The organism is Streptomyces sp. NPDC008001 (assembly GCF_042958085.1).
Lineage (GTDB): Bacteria > Actinomycetota > Actinomycetes > Streptomycetales > Streptomycetaceae > Streptomyces.
In genome coordinates, this window is the sequence record NZ_JBIBIZ010000011.1 from 71,533 (window position 1) to 98,122 (window position 26,590).

The window sequence follows — 26,590 nt, forward strand, 5'->3', positions numbered from 1 at the left end:
CCCGTACCATCGGCGGGTATGAGCGCCCAGCCTGACACCACCGCCCCGGAGACCCCCGCACGGACCGCCGCAGGAGCCGTCGCCGAGACCACCGCCGAGCTCACGGTCACGACCGCCGACGCCATGCGCGACCTGGGCCGCCGGCTGGCCGGCCTGCTGCGCCCCGGCGACCTGGTGCTGCTCACGGGCGAGCTCGGCGCGGGCAAGACGACCCTGACCCGCGGCCTGGGCGAGGGCCTGGGCGTCCGCGGCGCGGTCACGTCCCCCACGTTCGTCATCGCCCGCGTCCACCCCCACCTCGGCGGCGGCCCCGCCCTCGTCCACGTCGACGCGTACCGGCTCTCCGGCGGCCTGGACGAGATGGAGGACCTGGACCTCGACGTCTCCCTCCCCGAGTCCGTCGTGGTCGTGGAGTGGGGCGACGGCAAGGTCGAGGAGCTGTCGGACGACCGGCTGCACGTGGTCATCCACCGGGCGGTCGGCGCGAGCGCGGAGGACGCGGCGGACGTCGCGCACGCCGCGGAGGACGCGGACGACGTGCGGAGCGTCCGGGTGACCGGCGTGGGCGCGCGCTGGGCGGGCGTGGACCTCTCGCCGCTCGGCTGACGACGCCCGCCGCCCGGCCGGCACCCCCGCGCGCCGCGCGACCGGGCACCACGCGCCGCCGCCCGCCGCTGTACGTTCCGACAAGCCGTCGGCAAGATGTTGCATCGGCGGCTGCGGGCGTGGTCACATGGTAGGCAGAGACACGGTTAGGTCTACCTAACCTTGCCCAGTTGCCCCCCAGGAGGCGCCATGCCGGCACCAGAGCAGCCGCAGCCCGGGAACCGCTCGGAGGAGCGAACCCCGTCGACGTCGATGCGCGACCTGCTGGCTTCCTGTGCGGCGGCGGACGCGGTGTCGAAACCGCCGAGCGCCCCCGGCGCACCGGAGGGGCAGACGCAGGGGGAGCAGGCCGGGCCCCCGCATCCGGAGACGCAGAACGCGGCGTGACGCGCGCTACGCGACGACGACGACCTTCGTGCCGTTGACGGCGAAGTCCCACATCGCCCGGCCGTCCGCCGGGCTCTCCCGGACCGCGCCCGTCTTCTTGCCCGACGCCGGATCCGGCAGCGAGCCGTCCACCGCCGCGCTGAAGCCGAAGACGACCCCCGCCGCGTTCTGGTGGAACCGCACCACGTGCTCGATGGCCTTGCCGTCGGAGCCCGTGCCCGTCGCCGAGCGCGACGTCACCGCGTAGGAGCCCGGCTGCGGGTTCACCGTGCTGGGCGCGACCTCGAAGCTGTGCGCGGCCTTGCCGTCCGCGCCGACCAGCCACACCCGCTTCTGCCCGAGCGCGTAGACGACCCGCTGCCCCGTACCGGAGCCCGCGGGCACCGGGGGAGCGGCCTGTTCCTGCCCGCCGCTGCCGCCGTCCTTGCCCGCGCCGTCGCCGCTGCCCGTACCCGCCGCGCCGTCCTTGCCCTTGGCCTCGGCGGAGGCGCCCGCGCCCGCCGCGTGCGAGGAGTGCGGCTTGTCGGGAGCGGCCTCGGCCTGGAAGGCGAGGAAACCGACCCCCGCGAGGGCCGCCGCGGTGAGCGCGGCCACGATGACCCCCGAGCTGCTGCGTGCCACGGCTGCGCACCCTTCTCTTCCTACGTACATACGCATACGGCGTTGCGGTGACCGTAGCACCCGCGGCCACCCGCCCCGCGCCGCTGCCCGCACGGGCACGCCGCACCGCCGCCCCACGGCGAGCCGTAGTCTGTCAGTGTGCTGCTGCTCGCTCTTGATACCGCCACGCCCGCCGTCACCGTAGCCCTCCACGACGGCGACGAAGTCGTCGCCGAATCGCGTCAGATCGACGCGCGCAGGCACGGTGAGCTGCTGCTTCCCTCCGTCGACCGGGTGCTCGCCGACGCCGGGTGCAAGCTCGACGCCGTCACGGACATCGTGGTGGGCGTCGGCCCCGGCCCCTACACCGGCCTGCGGGTCGGCATCGTCACCGCCGCCACGTTCGGCGCGGCGCTCGGCGTGCCCGTCCGCGGCCTGTGCTCGCTCGACGGCATCGCGTACGCGGCCGGCCAGGCCGGCCTGGAGGGCGAATTCGTCGTGGCGACGGACGCCCGCCGCAAGGAGGTCTACTGGGCGCGCTACGCCGACGCCCGTACGCGCCTCACCGACCCCGCCGTGGACCGCCCGGCGGACCTCACCGAGAAGCTCGCCGGCCTGACCGCCGTCGGCGCAGGTGCGGTGCTCTACCCCGACGCCTTCACCGACGTCCGGGCCGACATGCCCGAGCACCAGTCGGCGGGCGCCCTCGCGTCGCTCGCCGCGGAGCGCCTGCGCACCGGCGGCGAGTTCCTGCCGGACCAGCCGCTGTACCTGCGCCGCCCGGACGCCCAGGTGCCCGCCAACTACAAGGTGGTCACCCCCAAGTGACCGCGACGGTGCGTATCCGCGAGATGCGCTGGTGGGACATCGGGCCGGTGCTGGAGCTGGAGCGCGCGCTGTTCCCCGACGACGCGTGGTCCAAGGGCCTGTTCTGGTCCGAGCTGGCGCACGCGCGCGGCCCGGGCGCGACGCGCCGCTACGTGGTGGGGGAGGGCGAGGACGGCCGCGTCGTCGGCTACGCCGGCCTCGCGGCGATCGACGGCACCGGCGACGTCCAGACCATCGCCGTCGCCCGGGAGCAGTGGAGCACCGGCCTCGGCTCCCGCCTCCTCCGCGAGCTCCTGACCGCCGCCACCGACTTCGAGTGCCGCGAGGTGCTCCTCGAAGTGCGGGTCGACAACACCCGCGCCCAGCGCCTCTACGAACGTTTCGGCTTCGAGGGGGTGGGCGTGCGCCGCGGCTACTACCAGCCCGGCAACGTCGACGCCCTCGTGATGCGCCTCTCCGATCCCCTCTCCGCAGTGCAAGGAATGACCCATGGCTCGCAAGGCTGACGAACCCCTCGTCCTCGGCATCGAGACCTCGTGCGACGAGACCGGCGTCGGCATCGTCCGGGGGCACACGCTGCTCGCCGACGCGGTCGCCTCCAGCGTGGACGAGCACGCGCGCTTCGGCGGCGTCGTCCCCGAGGTGGCCAGCCGCGCCCACCTGGAGGCGATGGTCCCGACCATCCAGCGGGCGCTGAAGGAAGCGGGCGTCTCCGCCAAGGACCTCGACGGCATCGCGGTCACGGCCGGCCCGGGCCTGGCGGGCGCCCTGCTCGTCGGCGTCTCCGCGGCGAAGGCCTACGCGTACGCGCTGGGCAAGCCGCTCTACGGCGTGAACCACCTGGCCTCCCACATCTGCGTCGACCAGCTGGAGCACGGCCCCCTGCCCGAGCCGACCATGGCGCTCCTGGTCAGCGGCGGCCACTCCTCCCTGCTCCTGGCCCCCGACATCACCTCCGACGTCCGCCCCCTCGGCTCGACCATCGACGACGCGGCGGGCGAGGCCTTCGACAAGGTCGCCCGCGTCCTGAACCTCGGCTTCCCCGGCGGCCCGGTCATCGACCGCTACGCCCGCGAGGGCAACCCCGACGCGATCCGCTTCCCCCGCGGCCTCACCGGCTCCCGCGACCCCCTCTACGACTTCTCCTTCTCCGGTCTGAAGACGGCCGTGGCCCGCTGGATAGAGGCCAAGCGGGCGGCGGGCGAGGAGGTGCCGGTCGCGGACGTGGCCGCGTCGTTCCAGGAGGCTGTCGTGGACGTCCTCACCCGCAAGGCCGTGCGCGCCTGCAAGGACGAGGGCGTCGACCACCTGATGATCGGCGGCGGCGTGGCCGCCAACACCCGCCTGCGGGCCATGGCCGAGCGCCGCTGCGAGGACGCGGGCATCACGCTGCGCGTGCCGCGGCCGAAGCTGTGCACGGACAACGGCGCGATGGTGGCGGCCCTGGGCGCGGAGATGGTGGCGCGGGGCAGGGCGGCGTCCTCGTGGGAGCTGTCGGCGGACAGCTCGCTGCCGGTGACCGAGCCGCACGTGCCGGCCGCACCGGCGGAGGAAGCGGAGCACGGGCACGGCCACGGTCACGGCGGTGGCCACGGCCACGGCCACACCCATGACCACGACCACGTCCACGAGCTGAGCAAGAAGAACCTCTACGAATCGTGAAGCTGCCTCCACCCCCGCCGCCGGTCCACCTGAGCACGTGGCCGGACCGGGGAAGCATGCTGGCGGACCGGGCCATGGCCCTGGACGTCCTGGTGCGCAAGACGCTGTCCCCGGGCCGCCTGCTGCTCGCCTGGCTGCTGACGGGCGTGTTCATGCTGGGCTGGACGTTCACCGTCCTCGGCCTGCAGTCCCTGGCCGAGGGCGGGATCTCCTACGTCTACGCGGCGGCGTTCCTGATCCTGGCGGCGGGCGCCGTGATCCCGTCGCTCCTGGGCATCCGCTCCGGCCTCCGGACGGCCCGGGAGGCGAGGCTGCGGCTGCGCCTGTGGGCGGCCCTGGACCGCGGCGCCCCCGCAGACCCCGCCCTCCGAGCGGCCCTCCGGGCGAACGGCGCCGTGTGGTTCTGGCTGCTGATGTCCCTGGTGCCGTGCGCGGCAGCGCTGGCGATCGGCGGCACCACCGTCGCCGGGCTGCTGACGGCGACGCACGCCCCGAAGGACGGCTCGGGCCTGGCCTACGCGTGGGGCCTGACGGCCCCTCTGGCGGCAGTGGGCGCCTACGGAATGGCCACCCCGCTCGCCCACCGGCGCCGGCTCCTATCCTGGAGTTCCGGGCGGGCGTGACGGGGAGGCCGGACATGGACTGGTTCTGGTGGGTGCTGATCTTCTTCGGCGTCGGCGGCTTCACCAAGGTCGCCGACACGGCCCGCACGGCCCTGCGCACCCGCCACGAGCGCAAGCTGGAGCTCCTGGAGACGGAGCGCGCGGAACGCGCGGCGCTGGAGGCGGCGGCGAAGCCGCCCCAGCCGATATGCGGCTGCTCGCACCACCTGGCCAAGCACGACAAGCAGGGCAAGTGCCATGAGTCGGCGGAGACCCCGGTCGCCTGGGACGCGGAGAAGAAGCCCACGGCGTACGAGCTGAGGCAGTGCAACTGCCAGCAGTACGTGGGCCCCCAGCCCCTGACCACCTTCTACGCGGAGGACCTGACGGACCTGGCGTGAGCCCCTCGTCTCTGCTTGTCTCCGGGCCTCACCCCACGACCTCGCTCCCCTGGAGCGCCGTCGGCCCCCGGAAGCCGTCGCCCGCCCCCTGAGCGCCGGCTGCCGTCGGCGCCGGCGCCCCGCACTCCTCGACCAGGGCCTGCAACTCCTCCGCCACCGGGTCCCGCTCCTCCTCCGGGAGCGCTTCCAGCAGCGACTCGAAACGGTTCTGCCAGGCACCCTCCTGGCGGTCCCGTATCCGTGCGGCGTCGCAGGAACCGGAATCCGCCGCGGCGGCCAGCACGCCCGCCGTGCGGTCGAGCCGCTCCAGCTCCCTCAGCTCGCGCGCCTCGTCGCCCCGTCCCGCCCACCGCGCGACCCGCTCGCGCAGCCCGGTCCACGCGTCCGTGCCCGCGGCCTGCACGACCGCGGCGCCCCCCGCGGCGGCCACCGCCACCAGCGACTCGCTCAACATCCGCCCACCCCTCGTCGCCCCGTGCCCGATCCCCCGCACCGTAGCGTCGCACCGGCGACCGCATCCCCGATTTGCCGGTAAATACGACCGGTTGCCGGTGTCAGCCGGATTCGCGCCCCGGCCGGCCGGATGCGTCAGTCGGCGTCGCGCGCCAGCGCCAGGGCCAGCGTCTGCAGGATCTCCTCCGTCGGCGCATCCGGCGTCGTCTCGTCGTAGGCGTCCGCGACCGCCTCGAAGGCCAGCATCAGGCCGCTGATCAGCGCGCTCATCGGCTCGGACAGCTGGTTCAGCACCGCGAGCCCGACCTCCCTCGCCTCCGCGCCGACCGGCACCGTGAACTCGCCGGGGATCACCTCGCCGAGCAGGGACGACACGTAGTCCGTCCCCACGCCGCCGCGCAGGGCCGTGAGCGCGGCGATGGCCTTGAGCTTGATCTCGTTCTCGGTCATGGGGCGAGCGTAGGAGCAACAGGCCGCTCCGGCGCTCATGCCGGGCTACGCGCGGGCCGCGTGCCCCAGCAGCATCACCGGCGCCCCGGCCGCCCGGGTCAGCACGATCACGCAGGAGTTCGGCCCGGCGAGCTTCAGCTTCTTGCGGAGGTCCTCCGGCTCCACCGCGGAGCCCCGCTTCTTGATGACGGCGACGCCGATGCCGCGCTCGCGCACCACGGCCTTGAGCTTCTTCAGGTTGAACGGCAGGACGTCCGTGATCTCGTACGCCGACGCGTAGTCCGTCGCCCGCAGCTCGTCGCTCGTCACGTACGCGATCGTCTCGTCGATCAGCCCGCCGTCGCCGAGCGCGGCCGCCACGTCCGCCACCAGGTGCGCGCGGATCACCGCGCCGTCCGGCTCGTACAGATACCGCCCCACCGGCCGTACCGCCGGATCCGGCAGCCCCGCGCCCACCAGCGAGTGCCCGCCCGGCAGCAGCGTCGCCCGGCGCGCGCCCGGCGCCGTGCCGAACCAGAGCACGGCCTCCTTCACATCGCCCCCGTCCGAGATCCACTCGGCCTCCGCGTCGTCCGGGACCGCCTCGTGAGGCACCCCGGGGGCGATCTTGAGCGCCGCGAGAGGGGCCTTGCGGGCCGCCTCGATCGCCCACGACAAGGGCGGCGAGTAGGCCTCGGGGTCGAAGATGCGGCCGCGGCCGCCCCGCCGCGCCGGGTCGGCGAACACCGCGTCGCAGCCCGAGGTGTCCACCTCCGCCACGTCCGCGCAGCGCACCTCGATCAGCTCCGCCAGGCCCAGGGCCTCCGCGTTGGCCCGCGCGACCTCGCAGGTCAGCGGGTCGCGGTCGACCGCCAGGACGCGGATGCCCAGGCGCGCCAGCGCGATCGCGTCGCCACCGATGCCGCAGCACAGGTCGGCCACGGAGCGGACGCCGAGCGCGGCGAAGCGGGCGGCCCGGTACTCCGCCACCGAGCGCCGGGTGGACTGCTCGACGCCGTTCGGCGTGAAGAACATCCGGTACGCGTCCTCCGCCCCGAACTTCGCCACCGCACGCTGCCGCAGCCGGGCCATGCCGAGCGCGGCCGAGACGAGCTCGGCGGGGTGGTCACGGCGCAGCCGGGTCGCCGTGGCGAGCTCCCGGGCGGGGTCGTGGTCGCGCAGCTCGGCGAGCAGGGTCCGGCCCTCCTCCGTGAGGAGGGCGGTGAAGGCGGTGACGGAGGCGTTCGGTGCGGGCACCCGGTCATTCTCGCCCAGCCCTCCGGCCCGCTGCCCCTTCTGCCGTGGCACTGCGGCCCGCCGCCCCTTCTGCCGTGATCGAACGCATGCACAACAATCGGAGGTGTGAGCTCCCCTATATCCGGTCCCGCATCCGGCCCCGCATCCGGTCCGATATCCCTCCGTGCGGCCGCCGCCACCGCGCTCCTGCTGGCGCTGCTCCTCAGCGGCTGCTCCGGCTCCTCCGGCGGCGGCAAGGGGCCCGCGCCCGCGTCCTCCGCTCCGCGTACGGGCACGGCGGCTTCGCCCTCGGCCTCCGCCGCCCCGGACGCCGCCGCCTACCGCCGCTGGGGCCTCGGCAAGCCCCTGGCCGCACCTCCAGCCCCGCCGGCCGCCAAGCTGACCGACGGAGTGAAGCCCGGCGCCCCGCCCAAGATCGTCCGGCACGTGCCCACCAGCGACAAGGTCGTCTTCCTGACCTTCGACGACGGTGCGGAGAAGGATCCGGAGTTCGTGAAGATGGCCGGCGACCTGAAGCTGCCCTTCACGATGTTCCTCACGGACGACATCGCCCGCGCGGGCCGCGGCTACGGCTACTTCGAGCAGCTGCGGGGCGAGGGCAACCGCAACGGCATCCAGAACCACACCCTCTCCCACCCCAACCTCCGCACGCTCTCCGCCGACGCCCAGCGCCGCGAGATCTGCGGGCAGCAGGACGTTCTGGAGAAGCGGTACGGCAGCAAGCCGCCGCTGTTCCGCCCGCCCTACGGCAACTACAACGACGCCACCCTCGCCGCGGCCGGCGGCTGCGGGGTCAAGGCGGTCGTGCTGTGGGAGGCGACGATGCAGATCAACGACATGCGCTACGCCGAGGGCGACAAGCTGCGCCCCGGCGACATCGTCCTCGCCCACTTCCGCGGCCCCCAGGAGCTCAAGGGCACGACCATGACGCAGATGGTCGTCAACATGCTGCGCAGCATCGAGCGGCAGGGGTTCACGGTGGCGCGCCTGGAGGACTACGTCTGAACGAGAGCCAGGTCCGGGAAAGGGGCACGTCTGAGCACGCCCGGCGCGGGGTAGTGATGGCTCGCCGCACCGCGAATTGGCACTCCGCTTGACCGAGTGCTAACCGCGTCATAGTCTCGGCTCCGTTGGCACTCTCCACCAGGGAGTGCCAAACACAGCGACGGGCAGAATCCGGCACCCGCGACGACGGATCCTCCTGGTCGCCACCTCAGACAGATAACCCCGTGAATCTCCGAAGGGGGAGGTCGGATCGTGACGACCGCCAGCTCCAAGGTTGCCATCAAGCCGCTCGAGGACCGCATCGTGGTCCAGCCGCTCGACGCCGAGCAGACCACGGCCTCCGGCCTGGTCATTCCGGACACCGCCAAGGAGAAGCCCCAGGAGGGCGTCGTCCTGGCCGTGGGTCCGGGCCGCTTCGAGGACGGCAACCGCCTTCCGCTCGACGTCCAGGTCGGCGATGTCGTGCTGTACAGCAAGTACGGCGGCACCGAGGTGAAGTACAACGGTGACGAGTACCTCGTCCTCTCGGCTCGCGACGTGCTCGCGATCATCGAGAAGTAATTCACCCCGTTTGATGTGATCTGCGCCCCTGGTCCCCGTTTCCGAGACAACCGTCCGGACAACCGGGCGCCGGGGCGCAGTTCGTTTGAGAGGACTTGAAGCACCCATGGCGAAGATCCTGAAGTTCGACGAGGACGCCCGTCGCGCCCTTGAGCGCGGTGTCAACAAGCTGGCCGACACGGTCAAGGTGACGATCGGCCCCAAGGGCCGCAACGTCGTCATCGACAAGAAGTTCGGTGCCCCGACCATCACCAACGACGGCGTCACCATCGCCCGTGAGGTCGAGATCGAGGACCCGTACGAGAACCTGGGCGCCCAGCTCGTCAAGGAGGTGGCGACCAAGACCAACGACATCGCGGGTGACGGCACCACCACCGCGACCGTCCTGGCCCAGGCGCTGGTCCGCGAGGGTCTGCGCAACGTCGCCGCGGGTGCTTCCCCGGCCGCCCTGAAGAAGGGCATCGACGCCGCGGTCAAGGCCGTCTCCGACGAGCTGCTCGCGACCGCCCGCCCGATCGACGACAAGGCCGACATCGCCGCCGTCGCCGCCCTGTCCGCCCAGGACAAGCAGGTCGGCGAGCTCATCGCCGAGGCGATGGACAAGGTCGGCAAGGACGGTGTCATCACCGTCGAGGAGTCCAACACCTTCGGCCTGGAGCTGGACTTCACCGAGGGCATGGCCTTCGACAAGGGTTACCTGTCGCCCTACATGGTCACCGACCAGGAGCGCATGGAGGCCGTCCTCGAGGACCCGTACATCCTCATCCACCAGGGCAAGATCTCCTCGATCCAGGACCTGCTGCCCCTGCTGGAGAAGATCATCCAGGGCGGCTCCTCCAAGCCGCTGCTGATCATCGCCGAGGACGTCGAGGGCGAGGCCCTCTCCACGCTCGTCGTCAACAAGATCCGCGGCACGTTCAACGCCGTGGCCGTCAAGGCCCCGGGCTTCGGCGACCGCCGCAAGGCGATGCTGGGCGACATGGCCACCCTGACCGGCGGCACCGTCGTCGCCGAGGAGGTCGGCCTCAAGCTCGACCAGGTCGGCCTGGACGTGCTGGGCTCCGCCCGCCGCGTGACCATCACCAAGGACGACACCACCATCGTCGACGGCGGTGGCAACTCCGCCGACGTCGAGGGCCGCGTCGCCCAGATCAAGGCCGAGATCGAGTCCACGGACTCGGACTGGGACCGCGAGAAGCTCCAGGAGCGCCTCGCCAAGCTCGCCGGTGGCGTCTGCGTCATCCGCGTGGGTGCGGCCACCGAGGTCGAGCTCAAGGAGAAGAAGCACCGTCTGGAGGACGCCATCTCCGCGACCCGCGCCGCGGTCGAGGAGGGCATCGTCTCCGGTGGTGGCTCCGCGCTCGTCCACGCCGTCAAGGTGCTCGAGGGCAACCTGGGCAAGGAGGGCGACGAGGCCACCGGTGTCGCCGTCGTCCGCCGCGCCGCCGTCGAGCCGCTGCGCTGGATCGCCGAGAACGCCGGCCTCGAGGGCTACGTCATCACCTCCAAGGTGTCCGAGCTCGACAAGGGCCAGGGCTTCAACGCCGCCACCGGCGAGTACGGCGACCTGGTGAAGGCCGGCGTCATCGACCCGGTCAAGGTCACCCGCTCCGCCCTGGAGAACGCCGCCTCCATCGCCTCCCTGCTGCTCACGACCGAGACCCTGGTCGTCGAGAAGCCGGCCGAGGAGGAGGCCGAGGCCGGTCACGGCCACGGTCACTCGCACTGACCCCACGCCGCACCGCGGCACGCTCCGGAGCCCGGCACCCCTGGTGGGTGCCGGGCTCCGGCCGTTCGCACCTGCGCTCAGTGCTTGAGGGCGCCTACACCGGCCCCGACTCCAGCTGCCGCCGCAGCCCCAGCATGTCGTAGATCCACCAGCCCTCGGCGATCTTCCCGTCGCGGAAGCGGAACGTCGTGGTGCCCTCCATGGTCACGTCCTGCCCGGTGGGCTGGTGCCCCATGAAGTCACCCTGATGGGTGCCCCGCCAGGTCCAGCGGGTGGCGATCTCGTCGCCCTCGGCGAGCTGGGAGTGGAGGGTGAAGGCGAGGTCGAAGGCGTCCCGCCAGCTCTCGACGTCGGAGCGCATGGCATCCAGGCCGACGATGGTGGGCTCTTCCTTGCCGATGTCGTGGTGGCGGTAGTCGGCGGTGAAGAGCTCGTCCATCAGTCCGAGGTCGCCGTCCCGCGCCACGTCCTCGAAGAAGCGGCGGGCCGCGGTCTTGTTGAGCTGATCGTCGCGGACCACGTCGAGGTCGGTGAAGGACGGCATCCCGTCGCAGAGCGCGACCATCTCGGAGAAGATCCGGTCGGTCTCGGGGAGCTTCGAGTTGCGCATCGCCTCTTCGTAGGAGGGGAACTCCACGATCTGCACGTAGTGATCGCCCTGGGTGCGGTCGCGGGCCGTCACCGCGTGCGTGGCGGTCCGCTTCCCCTCGGTCGCGGCGACCCAGTCGTCCATCAGCCGGTCCATGTCCTCGTGCCGGCTCGTCCTGCAGTCGATGATCTGTACGAACGTCATGGTGCCTCCCGGGTGATACATCCAGGTTAGTCCTGAATGGATCACCCGGGAGGGTGGAACCCCACGCCCTACTTCGGCCCGTACTTACGGCCGGTCGTCGACGACGCCCGCGACACCACCCTGCGCGGCGCCAGCTTCATCAGCCCGGTCATGGCCTTGTACCGGGGATCGGGCACGGACAGCGCCTTGCCCTGCGAGAGGTCCCGCAGCGCCGCCGTCACCACCTTGTCGGCGTCCAGCCACAGCCAGCCCGGGACGTTGTCCGTGCCCATCCCGGCCCGCTCGTGGAACTCCGTCCGTACGAAGCCGGGGCACAGCGCCATCAGCCGCACCCCGCTCCCGGCGAGGTCGCGCGCGGCGCCCTGGGTGAACTGCACGACCCAGGACTTGCTCGCCCCGTACGTGCCGCGCGGGACGAACGCGGCCACCGACGCCACGTTGATCACCGCGCCGCGCCGGCGCTCGCGCATCCCCTCGGCCGCCGCGGACGTCAGCCGCAGCACCGCCTCGCAGTGCACCTTGAGCATCTTGAGCTCGTCGGCGAGAGACACCTCCAGGTAGCTGCCCTTGTTGCCGAACCCGGCGTTGTTGACCAGCAGGTGCACCGGGCGCTCGCCGTCGCGCAGCCGCGCCTCGACCGCCTCGATGCCCTTGTCCTCGGAGAGGTCCGCGGGGAGGACCTCCACCTCCACGCCGTGCCGGTCGTGGAGCTCGGTCGCCGAACGGCCGAGCCGCTCCTCGTCGCGGGCCACGAGGACGAGGTCGTGTCCGTCGCCCGCCAGGCGGCGCGCGAACGCGGCACCGATCCCGGCCGTCGCCCCTGTGATCAATACAGTCGTCATACCGGCACGGTAGAGCCCGGAGGCCCCGTGTGCCGATGGCCTACGGTGTTTTGACGGCCGGTCGGGCGCTGATTGACGGTCAGGTTGACGCCGCCCGGCGGGGGCGGTGGACGACGGTGACCGCTTTCCTCGCGCGTATCTCGCCGGGCCCTGTCACCCGAAGGTAGGCGCCGGGAGACGCCTGCTGGGTGAACCGCGTGCCCGTAGCCGGGACGCGACTCAAAGGCGCCACCGATTATTTCGCGACACCCCCAAGATGGCCTTATGCTCGGCGTATGATCGAGGCTCGACATCTGAGGGTGCTGCGCGCAGTGGCCCTGACCGGTTCCTTCTCGGCCGCGGCCCGGGAGCTGGGCTGCACCCAGCCCGCCGTCAGCCAGCAGATGAAGGCGCTGGAGCAGTCCACGGGCACGCCGCTGCTCGTGCGCACGGGCCGCGAGATGCGCCTCACCCAGGCCGGCACGGCCCTCGTCCGGCACGCCTCCGGGATCCTGGCCGGGCTCACCGCCGCCGAGGAGGAGATCGCGGCCATCGCCGGACTGCGGGCGGGCCGGGTGCGCCTCGTGTCCTTCCCCAGCGGCAGCTCGACGCTCGTGCCGGGCGCGCTCGCTCAGATGCGGGCCGCGCACCCCGGCACCGAGATCTCCCTTGTCGAGGCCGAGCCGCCGCGCTCGGTGGAGATGCTGCGCGACGGCGAGTGCGAGATCGCGCTGGCCTTCCGCTATCCGGACGTCCGCGGCGCGGACCCGGCCGCGGGCGCGGAGTGGGAGGACCTCGTCGTCCGCCCGCTGCTGACCGACCGCCTCATCGGCGTCGTCCCGGAGGGGCACCGGCTGGCGGGGGCGGAGCGGATCGGCATCACCGACCTGGCCGAGGAGCCCTGGATCGCGGGCTGCCCGCGCTGCCGGCGGCACCTGGTGGAGGTCTGCGAGAGCGCCGGCTTCACCCCGCGCATCGACTTCGCGACCGACGATTACCCGGCGGTCTTCGGCCTGGTCGGTGCGGGGCTGGGCGTCGCGGTGATGCCGGAGCTGGCCCTGGAGACCGTACGTCCCAAGGGCGCGCGGACGGTTCCCGTGGAGCCCGCCGTGCACCGCGAGATCGTCGCCCTGACCCTGCCGGACCTGGCGCGGGTGCCGGCGGTGGACGCGATGCTGGACAAGCTGGCGGGTACGGCGGGGCGCTGAGGGGCTGCCGGGCCTCCGGTGACGTCTCCGGGGCGCGGTCACTCCTCGGGGCGGGCGCGCCTATGAGCCTGCCGCGGCGATGGCTCTGTGTCGCGCGCGGCCCATCAGCTCCTCGCGCTCGTCCTCGGTGAGGCCGCCCCACACGCCGTAGGGCTCCCGTACGGCCAGCGCGTGCGCCGCACATTCGGCGCGCACCGGGCAGCGCATGCACACCTCTTTCGCCGAGGTCTCGCGCGCGCTGCGGGCCGCGCCGCGCTCGCCCTCCGGGTGGAAGAACAGCGAGCTGTCGACCCCGCGGCAGGCTGCCAGGAGCTGCCAGTCCCACAGGTCGGCGTTGGGACCGGGAAGCCGGGAGAAATCTGCCATTGCTATCCCCTCGAAGCGAGCTGTCGGAAGCGTTGTCAGAGCTGTCTGTCCGTGCTGTCAGTGCCGTCCGTCGGGGCGGTCTGCCGGGCGGATGTAAATATGACTGATTGCGAATCTAGTCATAGACGGCAGCAAATGGGAAGAAAAACTGCGCCGCATGGGCAAATGGGGCATAGCGCAGTGGTGACGGGGTTGCGGCCGCGGTGCCGCGGGGGTGGCGCGGCGGGCGCCCCCAATGCGCCCTGCTCCGTATCCGCGCCCTCACGTAGAGTGCCGAACGTGCTCGACCGACCCCGTAACTCTTTCGGGTGACCGTCGTTGAGAGGGCGGAGGCGGTTGACGGATGAAGCAGTCGGGCAGGTGTCCGACCGGGCGTCAGAGCCGTCGATCGCACAGGTGACGATCAGTACCAGCCTGGAGGCTCAAGGTGACGCGCATCAGCTGCGGAGGACGGTCATGACATCCGTCCTCGTCTGCGACGATTCCCCGCTTGCCCGTGAGGCGCTCCGCCGCGCGGTGGCGACCGTGCCCGGTGTCGAGCGTGTGACGACGGCAGCCAACGGCGAGGAAGTCCTCCGCCGCTGGGGAGCCGATCGTTCGGATCTGATTCTGATGGACGTACGCATGCCCGGACTCGGCGGTGTCGAGACCGTCCGCCGGCTGCTGTCGGCGGACCCCGGGGCCCGCATCATCATGCTCACCGTCGCCGAGGACCTCGACGGTGTCGCGCTCGCGGTCGCCGCCGGAGCGCGCGGGTATCTGCACAAGGACGCCTCGCGCGCCGAGCTGCGGGCCACCGTGACGCAGGCCCTCGCCGACCCGACCTGGCGGCTCGCCCCGCGCCGGCTGCGCTCGGCCGAGATGGGCGCCGCACCCACGCTCACCGCGCGCGAGATCCAGGTGCTGGAGGGCATGAGCCACGGCCGCTCGAACGCGGAGATCGGGCGGGAGCTCTTCCTCTCGGAGGACACCGTCAAGACCCACGCGAGGCGCCTCTTCAAGAAGCTGGGCGCGTCGGACCGGGCGCACGCCGTGGCGCTCGGCTTCCGCTGGGGCCTGGTCCGCTAGGGCGCGGCGTGGCGCGCAGCGTCGTGAGGTCGCGGTGCGCGCCACCCGGGTGGGCGATGCGCACCCCGGCCTCACCGCTCGGCGTCCGACGCCGAAACTCCGAGGGATGCCGCATCCTTGGAGTGTGACTCCTCCCCGGCAGGAGCCGAGGCTTCGCGCTCGGCCCCAAGAGACCTCATGACGGACAAGCCTTGCCCCGTGCCGTGCGGCACGGGCACAAGCTATCGGTGGAGTCGTGAGTGCTGGGGCGGGCATACCCGAAAGGGGAGGCGCTAGACGTGAGTGCGAGGACACCGACGCGTAACGGTTCTACGGGCAACCACGAGGGTGGTGCCGCGGAAGCCGACATGCCGAGGCACCATGGACCGATGCGCGAAGACGACACCAAGGGGTCCCCGGCGGCGGCCGCCCCGGGAGAGATCGGCGCCCTCGTCGCCCGCGCTGTCGAGGGTGACCGGCGGGCCACCCACGATCTGCTCGCCCTGGTGCACCCGCTCGCACTGCGCTACTGCCGCACCCGGCTGTCGCGCCTGCCGGGTGACGCCCGCCACTTCGTGGACGACCTCGCGCAGGAGGTCTGCCTCGCCGTGCTCTGCGCCCTGCCGCGCTACCGCGACACCGGGCGCCCCTTCGAGGCCTTCGTCGTGGCCATCGCCGCGCACAAGGTCGCCGACCTCCAGCGGGCCGCCATGCGCCACCCCGGCAGCACGGCCGTGCCCTCCGACGAGATGCCCGAGCAGCCGGACGATTCGCTCGGGCCGGAGGAGCGGGCCCTGCTCAGCAGCGATGCCGAGTGGGCCAAGAAGCTCCTCGCCAGCCTTCCGGAGAACCAGCGCGAGCTGGTCCTGCTGCGCGTCGCCATCGGCATGACCGCCGAGGAGACGGGGCAGATGCTCGGGATGTCGCCGGGGGCGGTGCGGGTCGCGCAGCACCGGGCGCTCAGCAGGCTGCGCGCGCTGGCCGAGCAGTAGGAGCTGCGGACCACCCGCTCTTCGTACGAATCTCCAAGTGACGCGATCCTCAGCCGTCGTGGAATGGGACACGTGTGACGGCCGTTAGCATGGGAGTCCGCGCTGGGGCAAGACCATTGGGGAAGGTGTCATGACTGACAACATCGACGGAATGCCCGGGAAATTCGCGATGCTCGGTCTGACTTACGACGACGTCCTGCTGCTGCCGGGCGCTTCGGAGGTCCTGCCGAACGCCGTCGACACCTCCTCCCGGGTCTCGCGCAACGTCCGGGTGAACATCCCGCTGATGTCGGCGGCGATGGACAAGGTCACCGAGGCGCGCATGGCCATCGCCATGGCCCGCCAGGGCGGCGTGGGCGTCCTGCACCGCAATCTCTCCATCGAGGACCAGGCCAACCAGGTCGACCTGGTCAAGCGCTCCGAGTCGGGCATGGTCACCGACCCGATCACGGTCCGCCCGGACGCCACCCTCGCCGACGCGGACGCCCTGTGCGCCCGCTTCCGCATCAGCGGCGTGCCGGTCACCGACGCGGCCGGCAAGCTGCTCGGCATCGTCACCAACCGCGACATGGCCTTCGAGCTGGACCGCAGCCGTCAGGTGCGCGAGGTCATGACGCCGATGCCGCTGGTCACGGGCAAGGTCGGGATCTCCGGCGAGGACGCCATCGAGCTGCTCCGCCGCCACAAGATCGAGAAGCTGCCGCTGGTCGACGACGCCGGTGTGCTCAAGGGCCTCATCACGGTCAAGGACTTCGTCAAGGCCGAGCAGTACCCGAACGCCGCCAAGGACGCCGAGGGCCGCCTGATCGTCGGTGCCGCCGTGGGCGTGGGCGACGAGGCCTACGAGCGCGCTCAGGCGCTCGTCGAGGCCGGCGCCGACTTCCTGGTCGTCGACAGCGCCCACGGCCACAGCCGCGGCATCCTCGACATGATCGCCAAGGTCAAGTCCAACATCAGCGTCGACGTCGTCGGCGGCAACGTCGCCACCCGCGACGGCGCCCAGGCGCTCATCGACGCCGGTGTCGACGGCGTGAAGGTCGGCGTCGGCCCGGGCTCGATCTGCACCACCCGCGTCGTCGCCGGCATCGGCGTCCCGCAGGTCACCGCGATCTACGAGGCCGCGCAGGCGTGCCACGCCGCGGGCGTGCCGCTGATCGGCGACGGTGGTCTGCAGTACTCGGGCGACATCGCCAAGGCGATCGCCGCCGGTGCCGACGCGGTAATGCTCGGCTCGCTGCTCGCGGGCTGCGAGGAGTCGCCGGGCGAGATGGTCTTCATCAACGGCAAGCAGTTCAAGTCCTACCGGGGCATGGGCTCGCTGGGTGCCATGCAGTCGCGCGGCCAGGCCCGCTCCTTCTCCAAGGACCGCTACTTCCAGGACAACGTCCTCTCCGAGGACAAGCTCGTGCCCGAGGGCATCGAGGGCCAGGTGCCCTACCGCGGCCCGCTGGGCTCGGTGGCCCACCAGCTCATCGGCGGCCTGCGCGCCTCCATGGGCTACGTCGGCTCGGCCAGCATCCAGGAGCTCAAGGACAAGGGCACCTTCGTCCGCATCACGTCCGCGGGCCTCAAGGAGAGCCACCCGCACGACATCCAGATGACGGTGGAGGCGCCGAACTACTCGCGCCGGTGACCCGCTACGAGTCCCGGTAGTAGTACGCGTTTCAAGCGCTTTGCAGGAGCCCGCGACCGCTCAGGCCGCGGGCTCCGCCGCGTCGGGGATACTGGATGCGGCAGGACGTAGAAGGAAAGGCCACACACGTGACTGAGATCGAGATCGGGCGCGGCAAGCGCGGCCGCCGGGCGTACGCATTCGACGACATCGCCGTCGTCCCGAGTCGCCGTACCCGCGACCCGAAGGAGGTCTCGATCGCCTGGCAGATCGACGCCTACCGCTTCGAGCTGCCGTTCCTGGCCGCCCCGATGGACTCGGTCGTCTCGCCCGAGACCGCCATCCGGATCGGCGAGCTGGGCGGCCTGGGCGTCCTCAACCTCGAGGGCCTGTGGACCCGCTACGAGGACCCGGAGCCGCTGCTCGCCGAGATCGCCGAGCTGGACGAGCGCACCGCGACCAAGCGGCTGCAGGAGATCTACGCCGCCCCGATCAAGGAAGAGCTGATCGGGCAGCGCATCAAGGAGGTCCGCGACTCCGGTGTCGTGACCGCCGCCGCGCTCTCCCCGCAGCGCACCGCGCAGTTCTCCAAGGCCGTCGTCGACGCCGGCGTGGACATCTTCGTGATCCGCGGCACCACCGTCTCCGCCGAGCACGTCTCCGGCGCCGCCGAGCCGCTGAACCTCAAGCAGTTCATCTACGAGCTCGACGTGCCGGTCATCGTCGGCGGCTGCGCCACGTACACCGCCGCGCTGCACCTGATGCGCACGGGCGCGGCCGGCGTCCTCGTCGGCTTCGGCGGCGGCGCCGCGCACACCACGCGCAACGTCCTGGGCATCCAGGTCCCGATGGCGACCGCAGTGGCCGACGTGGCCGCCGCCCGCCGGGACTACATGGACGAGTCCGGCGGCCGCTACGTGCACGTCATCGCCGACGGCGGCGTGGGCTGGTCCGGCGACCTGCCCAAGGCCATCGCCTGCGGTGCGGACGCCGTGATGATGGGCTCCCCGCTCGCCCGCGCCACCGACGCGCCGGGCCGCGGCCACCACTGGGGCATGGAGGCCGTCCACGAGGACGTGCCGCGCGGCAAGCGCATGAACCTGGGCGTGGTCGGCACCACCGAGGAGATCCTGCTCGGCCCCTCGCACACCCCGGACGGCTCCATGAACATGTTCGGCGCGCTGCGCCGTGCCATGGCCACCACCGGCTACAGCGACCTCAAGGAGTTCCAGCGGGTCGAGGTGACGGTCGCGCCGTCGCAGCACGACAAGCGCTGACCCACCGGCAGCTGACCGAAGGGCCCGGACCGCAGCGGCGGTCCGGGCCCTTCGGCGTATGCCGGGCGGGGCGGCGGCAGGGGAGCCGGCGGGGCGGCTGCCGTCAGGCGGCGAGCTTGCGGGCCGTCTGGAAGGCGCCCACGCCGCCGAGTATGAAGAAGACCGCGTCGATCGGCTCCAGGTACTCCTGCCACGCCTTGGACAGCGAGTCGAAGTGCTCGGTGAACACCTCGGTGACCGGGATGTGCGCGAGGTCGCTCAGCTCCAGGGCGATGCCGAAGATCTGCCCCAGGTAGACGCCGAGCAGGCCGAGGAGCGCACCGGCCACCGGCAGCGCCGCGTTGCGGCCGCCGGTCTTGCCGAGGACGGCACCGATCAGGGCGCCCGTACCGACGGCGAGGTAGCCGATCTGGCCGCCGTCGGAGGCCTTGAGGATGCCGCCGTAGATGCCGGCGCCGACGAGCATGGCCACGATGCCCAGGACCACGGCGAGTGCGGGGTTGCCCCGGCGGACCGGCGGGGGCGGCGGCGGGAAGCCGCCGGGGGCGCCGTACGGTGGCGGGGGCTGCTGCCCGTAGCCGTAGGGCGGCTGCTGCGGAGGCTGGGGCTGGTGCTGCGGGTACGGCTGGGGCGGGTACGGCTGCTGCGGCTGCCCGTACGGGTTCTGCTGCGGTGGCTGCTGCGGCTGCTGCCAGGGCTGGCTCATCTGCGATGTCCCCCGAATGTCTTAGGTGTTGAGTAAGGGCCAAAAGGTATCAGCGTGCTACGACGCGTAGCCGTCACTCACCGCGAGCGCACCGCTGTGAACTCCGTATAAAAGTTCGACCGTAAGGAATAATGGCAACTTATGGCGCAAAGCAAGTCGTTCAGCGGCAGGGACATGGGGATCGACCTCGGCACGGCGAACACGCTCGTGTACGTGCGGGGGAAGGGAGTGGTGCTCAACGAACCGTCAGTCGTCGCCGTGAACGCCGATGACGGCAGCGTGCTCTCGGTCGGCTCCGAGGCCAAGGAGACCATCGGCCGCACCCCCTCGAACATCGTTGCGGTCCGCCCGCTGCGCGACGGCGTCATAGCCGACTTCGAGATAGCCGAGCGGATGATGCGGCACTTCATCAAGAAGGTCATGGGCAACCGCTTCTTCGCCCGCCCCCGCGTCGTGGTCTGCGTGCCCTCCGGCATCACCGGCGTCGAGCGGCGCGCCGTCATCGAGGCCGCCTCGCGCGCGGGCGCCCGCCAGGTGCACCTCGTCGAGGAGCCCATGGCCGCGGCGATCGGCGCCGGCCTGCCCGTCAGCGAGCCGACCGGCTGCATGGTCGTCGACATCGGCGGCGGCACCACCGAGGTGGCCGTGATCTCCCTGGGCGGCATCGTCACCGCCCGCTCCGTCCGCACGGCCGGCGACGCGATGGACGCGGCGATCATCTCGTACGTGAAGAAGGAGTACTCCCTCGCGATCGGCGAACGCACCGCGGAGGAGATCAAGATGAACATCGGCTCCGCCGCCCCGACCGGCTACTGGTCCGCGGCCGGGCTGGCCGCCCTCGCCAAGCAGCTGGAGAAGGACACCGGCCTGGAGGAGGTCGGCGGGGACCCGGAGGAGACCCAGGGCCTCAAGCCGCCGGAGCGCTGCACCATCCGCGGCCGCGACCAGGTCAGCGGCCTGCCCAAGACGCGCGAGCTGACGGCCGACGAGATCCGCCACGCGCTGTCGGAGCCCGTCGACGCCATCGTCATGGCGGTCCGCCAGACCCTGGACGAGACCCCGCCGGAGCTGTCCGGCGACATCATGGACCGCGGCATCGTGCTCACGGGCGGCGGCGCGCTCCTGCGCGGCCTGGACGTCCGGCTGAGCAAGGAGCTCGACATCCCGGTCATCATCGCCGACGACCCGCTGGACTGCGTGGCGGTCGGCACGGGCCGCTGCGTCGAGGACTTCGCGGCCCTGCGCACGGTCCTGGACGCCCCGAACAGGGCACTGGGGCTGGGGAGGCTGTAGGAGTCCCTGCGGGAACAGGCCGTCAGGCGCCGGTCCGGCCGAAAACCCTCAAGTGCCGGTCCAGCAGAAGATCAGCCCGTCCGGCGATCGAGGACAGCGCCGTCAGGCGCTTCACCTGACGCACGCGCGGGGTTGCCGCTCCTACAACCGGTGCCCCGCGCCCGCGGGAATCGCCCCGCGCGTGTCCAGCAGCAGCTGCGCCTTCACCGCGAGCCCCTGCAGGTCATACGTCCGGTGGTGCTGCAGCAGCACCGTGAGGTCGGCCGCGGCCGCAGCCTCGTACACGCTGTCGGCCCGCGGCACCGGCCGCCCCATCACCCGCCACTGCGCCACGTGCGGGTCGTGGTAGCTGAGCTGCGCCCCCAGCTCCATCAGCCGTGAGGCGATCTCGCGCGCGGGCGCGCCCTGCTGGTCGGAGACGTCGGCCTTGTAGCTGACCCCGAGGAGCAGCACGCGCGCGCCGCGCGCCGACTTGCCGTGCTCGTTGAGGAGCGTCGCGCACCGCTGGGTGACGTACCGCGGCATGCGCCCGTTGGCCTCCTGGGCGACCTCCACCATGCGCAGCGGATAGCCGAGGCTGCGCCCCTTGTACGAGAGGTAGTTGGGGTCGATGGGGATGCCGGGGCCGCCCACGCCGGGGCCCGGGCGGAAGGCCTGGAAGCCGAAGGGCTTGGTCTCGGCGCACCGCACGACGTCCCACAGGTCGACGCCGATGTCGTGGCAGAAGACGGCCATCTCGTTGACGAGCGCGATGTTGACGTAGCGGTAGTTGGCCTCCAGGACGCGGACGGCTTCGGCCTCGCGCAGGCCGCGCGCGCGGACGACCTTCTCGCAGACCCGCCCGTAGAAGGCGGCGGCGGCCTCGGTGCAGGCGGGGGTGAGGCCGCCGATGACCTTGGGGGTCGTGGCGTAGCCGTGGCGTTTGCTGCCCGGGTCCACCCGGGTGGGGGAGTAGGCCAGGTGGAAGTCACGTCCGGCGCGCAGCCCGGAGCCGGATTCGAGCAGGGGGCGCAGGAATTCCTCCGTGGCGCCCGGGTAGACGGGGGACTCCAGGAGAACAGTGGTGTGCGGGCGGAGCCGTGCCGCCAGGGCGCGGGCGGCGGCTTCGATGGCGCCGAGGTCGAGGGCCCGGTTCTCGCCCAGCCGGGTGGGTGCGCAGATCACGGCGGTCCGCACCTTGCCGAGCTCGGCGTCGGCGGTCGTGGGGCGGAAGCCGGCGGCGACCATGCGGCGGACTTCGGCGGCGGTGAGGGAGCCGTCGGCGCACTCCGGGGGCAGGCGGCCGGCGCGCAGCTCGGCGACGGTGTGCGGGTCGGGGTCGTAGCCGATGGTCTCGATGCCGGCGGCGGTCGCGGCCTGGGCGAGGGGGAGTCCGAGGTGGCCGAGTCCGATGACGGCGAGATCTGCGGGCATGGCGGGGCGGTCCTTCCCGGGGAGCCGGGGCCTTGGCACGCGGACGATTCGGGGCGCGAGCGATACGGCACGCGCACGAGAGGCGAGCGAGTTACATCAGGTTAAGCGGATATATGACTGTTATTGGGGATCAACGCGGCGCGGCTCGCTCCCATGCGTCACCGGCGCGGCCAAAGTGGCCGATCTGGGGCAGCATCGAAGGAGGAGCAAAGAAGCGCGGGGACCAGCGGAGCAACCGGCGGCCGAAAACGGAGGCAGCGGTGAGGACAGCGACACTCGGGCCGGACGAGCGCAGTGCGGCACTCGCCCGGATGGCGGAGCGGGAACTGGACGTCCTGGTCGTCGGAGGCGGCGTCGTCGGCGCGGGCACGGCGCTCGACGCGGCCACGCGCGGTCTGACGACCGGCCTGGTCGAGGCGCGCGACTGGGCGGCGGGCACCTCCAGCCGCTCCAGCAAGCTCATCCACGGCGGCCTGCGCTATCTGGAGATGCTCGACTTCGCCCTCGTGAGAGAGGCACTCAAGGAGCGGGGGCTGCTGCTGGAGCGGCTCGCCCCGCACCTGGTGAAACCCGTCACCTTCCTCTACCCGCTGCAGCACCGCGGCTGGGAGCGCTTCTACGCCGGCTCGGGCGTGGCGCTCTACGACGCGATGTCGGTCTCCTCGGGCCACGGCCGCGGCCTGCCCACGCACCGTCACCTCACCCGCAAGCGGGCCCTGCGCGTCGCCCCCTGCCTGAAGAAGGACGCCCTGGTCGGTGCGCTCCAGTACTACGACGCCCAGATGGACGACGCGCGCTACGTCACCACCATCGTGCGCACGGCGGCCGCCTACGGTGCCGACGTCGCCAACCGGGCCCGCGTGACGGGTTTCCTCCGCGAGGGCGAGCGGGTGGTCGGCGCCCGGGTGCGCGACCTGGAGCAGGGCGGGGAGTTCGAGATCCGGGCCCGGCAGATCGTCAACGCCACGGGCGTGTGGACGGACGACACCCAGAAGCTCATCGCCGAGCGCGGGCAGTTCCACGTACGGGCCTCGAAGGGCATCCACCTCGTGGTGCCCAAGGACCGCATCCACTCCACCACGGGGCTGATCCTGCGCACGGAGAAGAGCGTGCTCTTCGTGATCCCGTGGGGCAGGCACTGGATCGTCGGCACGACGGACACCGACTGGGACCTGGACAAGGCCCACCCCGCCGCCTCCAGCGCGGACATCGACTACCTGCTGGAGCACGTGAACTCCGTCCTGGCCGTGCCGCTGACCCGGGACGACGTCCAGGGCGTCTACGCGGGCCTGCGTCCCCTGCTGGCCGGCGAGTCGGACGCCACGAGCAAGCTCTCGCGGGAGCACACCGTGGCGCACCCCGTGCCGGGGCTGGTGGTTGTGGCGGGCGGGAAGTACACCACGTACCGCGTGATGGCCAAGGACGCCGTGGACGAGGCGGTGCACGCCCTGGACCGGCGCGTGGCCGAGTGCGTCACGGAGGACGTGCCGCTGGTCGGCGCGGAGGGCTACAAGGCGCTGTGGAACGGGCGGGCGCGGATCGCCCAGCGCACCGGTCTGCACGTCGCCCGCGTCGAGCACCTGCTCAACCGGTACGGCTCGATGGTCGACGAGGTGCTGGAGCTGATCGCCGCCGACCCGTCCCTGGGCGACCCGCTCACCGGCGCCGAGGACTACCTCCGGGCCGAGGTCGTCTACGCCGCCTCGCACGAGGGCGCGCGCCACCTCGACGACGTCCTCACCCGCCGCACCCGGATCTCGATCGAGACCTTCGACCGCGGCACGCGCAGCGCCCGGGAGGCCGCCGAACTGATGGCGCCGGTGCTGGGCTGGGACCACTCCCAGGTCGAGAAGGAGGTCGAGCGCTACGAGAAGCGGGTGGAGGCGGAGCGCGAATCCCAGCTGCAGCCGGACGACCTGACGGCGGATGCGGCACGGCTGGGCGCGCCGGACGTGCAGCCCATCTGAATTCCCGCCACCTGATGTCCTGCCACCTGACGTTCGGCCATCTGCCGTCCGGCTGTCCGGCTGTCCGGTCGTCCGGCTGTCTGCGGTCCGGTGGCTGTTTTCGGCAGGTACGTAACCTCTGGGGCAACAGCGCCGGATGAGCATCATGTGACGGCTCCGACGCGCCGGGAACCGCCCTGTCCGAAACCGGGTCCTGTTAAGGCAACGGACGCGTGTGACACCGGGTGCGGATGCCGTGCCGGGCGCCGCCCGGTCGCCGCGGCGCAGGTCGGCCAGGTCAGTGCGGTGGCGGTGCGGCAACGGCCGCCCCGTGTCGCGCGGAGGACGCCGGGCGGCGGCTTGCCCGTATTGTCCGCAAGCCCGTGGACCCTGGCCTTCCGCCGGTCTCCGGATGAGAGACAATGGTGGCTCTGCCAGGGTCGGTTGGTCGCAGAGCTGATTGCCAGAGGGGACGCATGTCGGAGGCGGAGCAGACGCAGGGCACGGCAGGGCGCCTCCTCGCCGGGCGGTACCGCCTCGGGGACGTCCTCGGCCGCGGCGGCATGGGCACGGTCTGGCGGGCGAGTGACGAAACCCTCGGCCGCACGGTTGCCGTGAAGGAACTGCGGTTCCCGGCCAACATCGACGAGGACGAGAAGCGACGCCTCATCACGCGCACGCTGCGCGAGGCGAAGGCCATCGCCCGGATCCGCAGCGCGGGCGCGGTCACCGTCTACGACGTGGTGCACGAGGACGACCGCCCGTGGATCGTCATGGAGCTCATCGAGGGCCGCTCGCTCGCCGACGTCATCCGCGAGGACGGGCCGCTGAAGTGGCGCCGTGCCGCCGAGGTCGGCCTCGCCGTCCTCGACGTGCTGGGCGCGGCGCACCGCCAGGGCATCCTGCACCGCGACGTGAAGCCCTCCAACGTGCTCATCGCGGAGGACGGCCGCGTCGTCCTCACCGACTTCGGCATCGCGCAGGTCGAGGGCGACCCGTCCGTCACCTCCACCGGCATGCTCGTCGGCGCCCCCTCGTACATCTCGCCCGAGCGCGCCCGCGGTCACAAGCCCGGCCCGCCGGCGGACCTGTGGTCCCTGGGCGGCCTGCTGTACGCGGCGGTCGAGGGCGTCCCCCCGTATGACAAGGGGTCGGCCATAGCGACCCTCACCGCCGTGATGACCGAGCCGCTCGGCCCGCCCAAGAACGCGGGCCCGCTGGCCGAGGTCATGTACGGGCTGCTCGCCAAGGACCCCGAGAAGCGGCTCGACGAGGCCGGCGCCCGCGCGCTACTCACGGACGCGGTCAACGCTCCCGACGAGCGCCTGCCCCCCAAGCGGCAGCCCGCGGCGCGGGACCTGGACGCGACGCAGGCCATCGCCGTCCCGCCGATACCGGAGGCGGCCTCGCCCGCAGCCTCCGCCCGGCCCGGGGCCAAGTCCTCCGCCTCCCGGGTTCCACCGGCTTCTTCGGCTCCGTCGGTTCCTCCGGTTTCTTCGGTTTCTTCGGCGAAGCGCCCGGGGGCGTCCTCCGGCGCGGTGCCGGGCGGGCCGCGTACTGCGGACGGCACGAAGCCCACCACCCGGGAGCTCTCCGGGAGCGTGGCCGGCGGGCCCGGGAACCCGGGCGGCAGCGTGTACGGCACCCGGCAGGGCAGCAGCGTGCGGGTGCCGATCCTGGAGGCCGTGCCGCGCCGGACGCTGGTCGTCGCGGCGGTCGTCGTGGTGCTGGCCGTCCTCGGCACGGTCCTCGCCTTCGCACTGAGCGGCGGTGACGACAGCAGCGGCAAGCAGGGCAAGTCCGTCACGGGCCACACGGCTTCGTCCGGGGCATCCGGCAAGGCGGCAGGCAAGGCATCGGCCAAGTCGCCCGGCAAGGCGTCCGGGAATGCCGCTGATCAGAAGGCGGGCGATCAGGACAAGGGGCTCTCGCCCAAGTCCGCCGGCGCCGTCACCGGCGGCCGGGGCACGGACATCCCCGGCTACCAGCGCATCGAGAACGACGAGTACCACTTCGAGATCGCCCTGCCGGAGGGCTGGACGCAGACCGGCACCGCCGGTGAGCACTCGGGCGCCATCTACAGCGCCTCCGGCGGCTTCCCGCGCGTCCAGGTCGACTTCGGCGCCGAGCCCACGTCGGACGCGGCCAAGGCCTGGCGCGACGCCGAGGCCGGCGCCAAGAGCAGCATGCCGGGCTACAAGGGCCTGTCGATCCAGGAGATCAGCGGCTGGGCGGGGCACGACTACCCGACCGTGGCGGACTGGTCGTTCGAGCGCGACCAGAACGGCAAGCGCGTCCAGGTCCTCAACCGCGGCTTCAAGGTGGACGACGAGCACGGCTACGCCGTCATGATCACGTGCGAGAAGGGCAAGTGGGGCGACGCCGACTGCCGGGCGCTGCGTGACGCGGCCTTCAAGACCTTCTCCCCCGAGGACTGATTTCCTCCCCGGTCCTCTCCCCGGTCTCCTTCCCGGCTGTCCCCTCCCGGGCGTCGTTTCCCGGCGCCCGCTCTCCTGAGTGCCGGCGACGTACTGAGCCGTACGCGCCCGAAGGGATGGGTTCGGCACGTATCGTGAGGTGTCGTGGACGGTGCGCA

Annotated in this window: 27 protein-coding genes and 1 pseudogene; 18 read left to right on the forward strand and 10 right to left on the reverse strand. The window is 72.2% G+C overall.

Features of this window, described 5'->3' with window-relative positions; all coding sequences use genetic code 11:
- The first annotated feature begins 18 nt into the window (after positions 1–18).
- Both tsaE and ACFZCD_RS28590 read left to right on the forward strand, forming a co-directional pair.
- Positions 19–606 (forward strand): tRNA (adenosine(37)-N6)-threonylcarbamoyltransferase complex ATPase subunit type 1 TsaE, encoded by a 588-nt coding sequence (gene tsaE / locus ACFZCD_RS28585; RefSeq protein WP_391835762.1) that lies wholly within the window; start codon positions 19–21, stop codon positions 604–606.
- A gap of 189 nt (positions 607–795) precedes the next feature.
- Positions 796–993: a hypothetical protein gene (locus ACFZCD_RS28590; RefSeq protein ID WP_391835764.1), complete on the forward strand. Its 198-nt coding sequence runs from the start codon at positions 796–798 to the stop codon at positions 991–993.
- A 6-nt stretch (positions 994–999) separates the two neighbouring features.
- Here the strand turns inward: ACFZCD_RS28590 and ACFZCD_RS28595 are convergent, their stop codons facing one another.
- Positions 1,000–1,614 carry a hypothetical protein gene (locus ACFZCD_RS28595; protein WP_391835766.1) on the reverse strand — a complete coding sequence of 205 codons (615 nt, stop codon included), beginning with the start codon at positions 1,612–1,614 and terminating at the stop codon, positions 1,000–1,002.
- Positions 1,615–1,752: 138 nt separating this feature from the next.
- Between ACFZCD_RS28595 and tsaB the strand changes: the two genes are divergently transcribed.
- Genes tsaB through ACFZCD_RS28620 form a run of 5 tightly spaced genes read left to right on the forward strand, consistent with a single transcriptional unit; the run spans position 1,753 to position 5,086 of the window.
- Positions 1,753–2,421 carry a tRNA (adenosine(37)-N6)-threonylcarbamoyltransferase complex dimerization subunit type 1 TsaB gene (gene tsaB / locus ACFZCD_RS28600; RefSeq protein ID WP_391835768.1) on the forward strand — a complete coding sequence of 223 codons (669 nt, stop codon included), beginning with the start codon at positions 1,753–1,755 and terminating at the stop codon, positions 2,419–2,421.
- A 23-nt stretch (positions 2,422–2,444) separates the two neighbouring features.
- Positions 2,445–2,927 carry a ribosomal protein S18-alanine N-acetyltransferase gene (gene rimI / locus ACFZCD_RS28605; RefSeq protein ID WP_391836193.1) on the forward strand — a complete coding sequence of 161 codons (483 nt, stop codon included), beginning with the start codon at positions 2,445–2,447 and terminating at the stop codon, positions 2,925–2,927.
- Positions 2,911–4,083, forward strand: coding sequence for a tRNA (adenosine(37)-N6)-threonylcarbamoyltransferase complex transferase subunit TsaD (tsaD, locus tag ACFZCD_RS28610; protein WP_391835770.1), 1,173 nt, complete (start codon positions 2,911–2,913; stop codon positions 4,081–4,083). Before rimI ends, tsaD begins: the two co-directional genes overlap by 17 nt.
- Positions 4,080–4,706 (forward strand): hypothetical protein, encoded by a 627-nt coding sequence (locus ACFZCD_RS28615; protein ID WP_391835772.1) that lies wholly within the window; start codon positions 4,080–4,082, stop codon positions 4,704–4,706. Before tsaD ends, ACFZCD_RS28615 begins: the two co-directional genes overlap by 4 nt.
- Positions 4,707–4,720: 14 nt before the next feature.
- Positions 4,721–5,086, forward strand: coding sequence for a hypothetical protein (locus ACFZCD_RS28620; RefSeq protein ID WP_391835774.1), 366 nt, complete (start codon positions 4,721–4,723; stop codon positions 5,084–5,086).
- Between the two features lie 28 nt (positions 5,087–5,114).
- Here ACFZCD_RS28620 and ACFZCD_RS28625 read toward each other — a convergent pair whose 3' ends face one another.
- The 3 genes from ACFZCD_RS28625 to ACFZCD_RS28635 all read right to left on the reverse strand — a co-directional run bounded on the left by ACFZCD_RS28625 (position 5,115) and on the right by ACFZCD_RS28635 (position 7,225).
- Positions 5,115–5,540 carry a hypothetical protein gene (locus tag ACFZCD_RS28625; RefSeq protein WP_391835776.1) on the reverse strand — a complete coding sequence of 142 codons (426 nt, stop codon included), beginning with the start codon at positions 5,538–5,540 and terminating at the stop codon, positions 5,115–5,117.
- A 134-nt stretch (positions 5,541–5,674) separates the two neighbouring features.
- Positions 5,675–5,989 (reverse strand): hypothetical protein, encoded by a 315-nt coding sequence (locus tag ACFZCD_RS28630; protein WP_391835778.1) that lies wholly within the window; start codon positions 5,987–5,989, stop codon positions 5,675–5,677.
- A 45-nt stretch (positions 5,990–6,034) separates the two neighbouring features.
- A complete protein-coding gene (locus ACFZCD_RS28635; RefSeq protein ID WP_391835780.1) occupies positions 6,035–7,225 on the reverse strand; it encodes a methyltransferase domain-containing protein in 1,191 nt (396 codons plus the stop codon).
- Positions 7,226–7,330: 105 nt separating this feature from the next.
- Between ACFZCD_RS28635 and ACFZCD_RS28640 the strand changes: the two genes are divergently transcribed.
- From ACFZCD_RS28640 to groL, 3 genes are all read left to right on the forward strand, one after another.
- Complete coding sequence (locus ACFZCD_RS28640) at positions 7,331–8,230, forward strand: polysaccharide deacetylase family protein (RefSeq protein WP_391835782.1); 900 nt, start codon at positions 7,331–7,333, stop codon at positions 8,228–8,230.
- Positions 8,231–8,482: 252 nt separating this feature from the next.
- The gene (groES, locus tag ACFZCD_RS28645; RefSeq protein ID WP_179081347.1) at positions 8,483–8,791 is read left to right on the forward strand and encodes a co-chaperone GroES; all 309 of its coding nucleotides are present in this window, start codon (positions 8,483–8,485) and stop codon (positions 8,789–8,791) included.
- Positions 8,792–8,897: 106 nt separating this feature from the next.
- Entirely contained in the window at positions 8,898–10,520 is a 1,623-nt protein-coding gene (gene groL, locus ACFZCD_RS28650) for a chaperonin GroEL (RefSeq protein ID WP_391835784.1), read from the forward strand.
- 94 nt (positions 10,521–10,614) lie between these two features.
- On the opposite strand, the gene ACFZCD_RS28655 is transcribed toward groL, so the two are convergent.
- From ACFZCD_RS28655 to ACFZCD_RS28665, 3 genes and pseudogenes are all read right to left on the reverse strand, one after another.
- The gene (locus ACFZCD_RS28655; protein ID WP_391835786.1) at positions 10,615–11,313 is read right to left on the reverse strand and encodes an ester cyclase; all 699 of its coding nucleotides are present in this window, start codon (positions 11,311–11,313) and stop codon (positions 10,615–10,617) included.
- 68 nt (positions 11,314–11,381) lie between these two features.
- A complete protein-coding gene (locus ACFZCD_RS28660) occupies positions 11,382–12,155 on the reverse strand; it encodes an SDR family NAD(P)-dependent oxidoreductase (protein ID WP_391835788.1) in 774 nt (257 codons plus the stop codon).
- Between the two features lie 100 nt (positions 12,156–12,255).
- Positions 12,256–12,351 (reverse strand): annotated as a pseudogene (locus ACFZCD_RS28665) (MOSC domain-containing protein); the annotation flags it as partial.
- Between the two features lie 79 nt (positions 12,352–12,430).
- Here ACFZCD_RS28665 and ACFZCD_RS28670 point away from each other — a divergent pair.
- Positions 12,431–13,342 carry a LysR family transcriptional regulator gene (locus tag ACFZCD_RS28670; protein WP_391835790.1) on the forward strand — a complete coding sequence of 304 codons (912 nt, stop codon included), beginning with the start codon at positions 12,431–12,433 and terminating at the stop codon, positions 13,340–13,342.
- A gap of 60 nt (positions 13,343–13,402) precedes the next feature.
- On the opposite strand, the gene ACFZCD_RS28675 is transcribed toward ACFZCD_RS28670, so the two are convergent.
- Entirely contained in the window at positions 13,403–13,708 is a 306-nt protein-coding gene (locus ACFZCD_RS28675; protein WP_030368345.1) for a WhiB family transcriptional regulator, read from the reverse strand.
- A gap of 456 nt (positions 13,709–14,164) precedes the next feature.
- Between ACFZCD_RS28675 and ACFZCD_RS28680 the strand changes: the two genes are divergently transcribed.
- The 4 genes from ACFZCD_RS28680 to ACFZCD_RS28695 all read left to right on the forward strand — a co-directional run bounded on the left by ACFZCD_RS28680 (position 14,165) and on the right by ACFZCD_RS28695 (position 18,636).
- The gene (locus tag ACFZCD_RS28680; protein WP_003948568.1) at positions 14,165–14,776 is read left to right on the forward strand and encodes a response regulator transcription factor; all 612 of its coding nucleotides are present in this window, start codon (positions 14,165–14,167) and stop codon (positions 14,774–14,776) included.
- Between the two features lie 368 nt (positions 14,777–15,144).
- Positions 15,145–15,747: a sigma-70 family RNA polymerase sigma factor gene (locus ACFZCD_RS28685; RefSeq protein WP_058046781.1), complete on the forward strand. Its 603-nt coding sequence runs from the start codon at positions 15,145–15,147 to the stop codon at positions 15,745–15,747.
- A gap of 130 nt (positions 15,748–15,877) precedes the next feature.
- Positions 15,878–17,380 (forward strand): IMP dehydrogenase, encoded by a 1,503-nt coding sequence (gene guaB, locus ACFZCD_RS28690; RefSeq protein ID WP_391835793.1) that lies wholly within the window; start codon positions 15,878–15,880, stop codon positions 17,378–17,380.
- A gap of 128 nt (positions 17,381–17,508) precedes the next feature.
- A complete protein-coding gene (locus ACFZCD_RS28695) occupies positions 17,509–18,636 on the forward strand; it encodes a GuaB3 family IMP dehydrogenase-related protein (RefSeq protein ID WP_391835795.1) in 1,128 nt (375 codons plus the stop codon).
- 103 nt (positions 18,637–18,739) lie between these two features.
- Here the strand turns inward: ACFZCD_RS28695 and ACFZCD_RS28700 are convergent, their stop codons facing one another.
- Positions 18,740–19,342, reverse strand: a complete 603-nt coding sequence (locus tag ACFZCD_RS28700) for a hypothetical protein (RefSeq protein WP_391835797.1) — start codon at positions 19,340–19,342, stop codon at positions 18,740–18,742.
- A gap of 141 nt (positions 19,343–19,483) precedes the next feature.
- Between ACFZCD_RS28700 and ACFZCD_RS28705 the strand changes: the two genes are divergently transcribed.
- Positions 19,484–20,635 (forward strand): rod shape-determining protein, encoded by a 1,152-nt coding sequence (locus ACFZCD_RS28705; protein WP_391835799.1) that lies wholly within the window; start codon positions 19,484–19,486, stop codon positions 20,633–20,635.
- Positions 20,636–20,776: 141 nt separating this feature from the next.
- Here ACFZCD_RS28705 and ACFZCD_RS28710 read toward each other — a convergent pair whose 3' ends face one another.
- Positions 20,777–22,048: a nucleotide sugar dehydrogenase gene (locus tag ACFZCD_RS28710; RefSeq protein WP_391835801.1), complete on the reverse strand. Its 1,272-nt coding sequence runs from the start codon at positions 22,046–22,048 to the stop codon at positions 20,777–20,779.
- Positions 22,049–22,308: 260 nt separating this feature from the next.
- Here ACFZCD_RS28710 and ACFZCD_RS28715 point away from each other — a divergent pair, with 260 nt between their 5' ends.
- Both ACFZCD_RS28715 and ACFZCD_RS28720 read left to right on the forward strand, forming a co-directional pair.
- On the forward strand, positions 22,309–24,015 hold the full coding sequence (locus ACFZCD_RS28715) for a glycerol-3-phosphate dehydrogenase/oxidase (RefSeq protein WP_391835803.1): 1,707 nt from the start codon (positions 22,309–22,311) through the stop codon (positions 24,013–24,015).
- A 455-nt stretch (positions 24,016–24,470) separates the two neighbouring features.
- A complete protein-coding gene (locus ACFZCD_RS28720) occupies positions 24,471–26,432 on the forward strand; it encodes a protein kinase (RefSeq protein ID WP_391835805.1) in 1,962 nt (653 codons plus the stop codon).
- Positions 26,433–26,590 lie beyond the last annotated feature (158 nt).

Bases quoted from the DNA above. Each gene is read 5' to 3' on its own strand.
- ACFZCD_RS28590 (WP_391835764.1), top strand. From the start codon at position 796: ATGCCGGCACCAGAGCAGCCGCAGCCCGGGAACCGCTCGGAGGAGCGA.
- ACFZCD_RS28720 (WP_391835805.1), top strand. From the start codon at position 24,471: ATGTCGGAGGCGGAGCAGACGCAGGGCACGGCAGGGCGCCTCCTCGCC.
- ACFZCD_RS28705 (WP_391835799.1), top strand. From the start codon at position 19,484: ATGGCGCAAAGCAAGTCGTTCAGCGGCAGGGACATGGGGATCGACCTC.
- ACFZCD_RS28700 (WP_391835797.1), bottom strand. From the start codon at position 19,342: ATGAGCCAGCCCTGGCAGCAGCCGCAGCAGCCACCGCAGCAGAACCCG.
- ACFZCD_RS28670 (WP_391835790.1), top strand. From the start codon at position 12,431: ATGATCGAGGCTCGACATCTGAGGGTGCTGCGCGCAGTGGCCCTGACC.
- rimI (WP_391836193.1), top strand. From the start codon at position 2,445: ATGCGCTGGTGGGACATCGGGCCGGTGCTGGAGCTGGAGCGCGCGCTG.
- tsaE (WP_391835762.1), top strand. From the start codon at position 19: ATGAGCGCCCAGCCTGACACCACCGCCCCGGAGACCCCCGCACGGACC.
- tsaD (WP_391835770.1), top strand. From the start codon at position 2,911: ATGGCTCGCAAGGCTGACGAACCCCTCGTCCTCGGCATCGAGACCTCG.
- ACFZCD_RS28660 (WP_391835788.1), bottom strand. From the start codon at position 12,155: ATGACGACTGTATTGATCACAGGGGCGACGGCCGGGATCGGTGCCGCG.
- ACFZCD_RS28685 (WP_058046781.1), top strand. From the start codon at position 15,145: ATGCGCGAAGACGACACCAAGGGGTCCCCGGCGGCGGCCGCCCCGGGA.
- ACFZCD_RS28675 (WP_030368345.1), bottom strand. From the start codon at position 13,708: ATGGCAGATTTCTCCCGGCTTCCCGGTCCCAACGCCGACCTGTGGGAC.
- groL (WP_391835784.1), top strand. From the start codon at position 8,898: ATGGCGAAGATCCTGAAGTTCGACGAGGACGCCCGTCGCGCCCTTGAG.
- ACFZCD_RS28710 (WP_391835801.1), bottom strand. From the start codon at position 22,048: ATGCCCGCAGATCTCGCCGTCATCGGACTCGGCCACCTCGGACTCCCC.
- ACFZCD_RS28680 (WP_003948568.1), top strand. From the start codon at position 14,165: ATGACATCCGTCCTCGTCTGCGACGATTCCCCGCTTGCCCGTGAGGCG.
- ACFZCD_RS28620 (WP_391835774.1), top strand. From the start codon at position 4,721: ATGGACTGGTTCTGGTGGGTGCTGATCTTCTTCGGCGTCGGCGGCTTC.
- ACFZCD_RS28655 (WP_391835786.1), bottom strand. From the start codon at position 11,313: ATGACGTTCGTACAGATCATCGACTGCAGGACGAGCCGGCACGAGGAC.
- ACFZCD_RS28630 (WP_391835778.1), bottom strand. From the start codon at position 5,989: ATGACCGAGAACGAGATCAAGCTCAAGGCCATCGCCGCGCTCACGGCC.
- guaB (WP_391835793.1), top strand. From the start codon at position 15,878: ATGACTGACAACATCGACGGAATGCCCGGGAAATTCGCGATGCTCGGT.
- ACFZCD_RS28625 (WP_391835776.1), bottom strand. From the start codon at position 5,540: ATGTTGAGCGAGTCGCTGGTGGCGGTGGCCGCCGCGGGGGGCGCCGCG.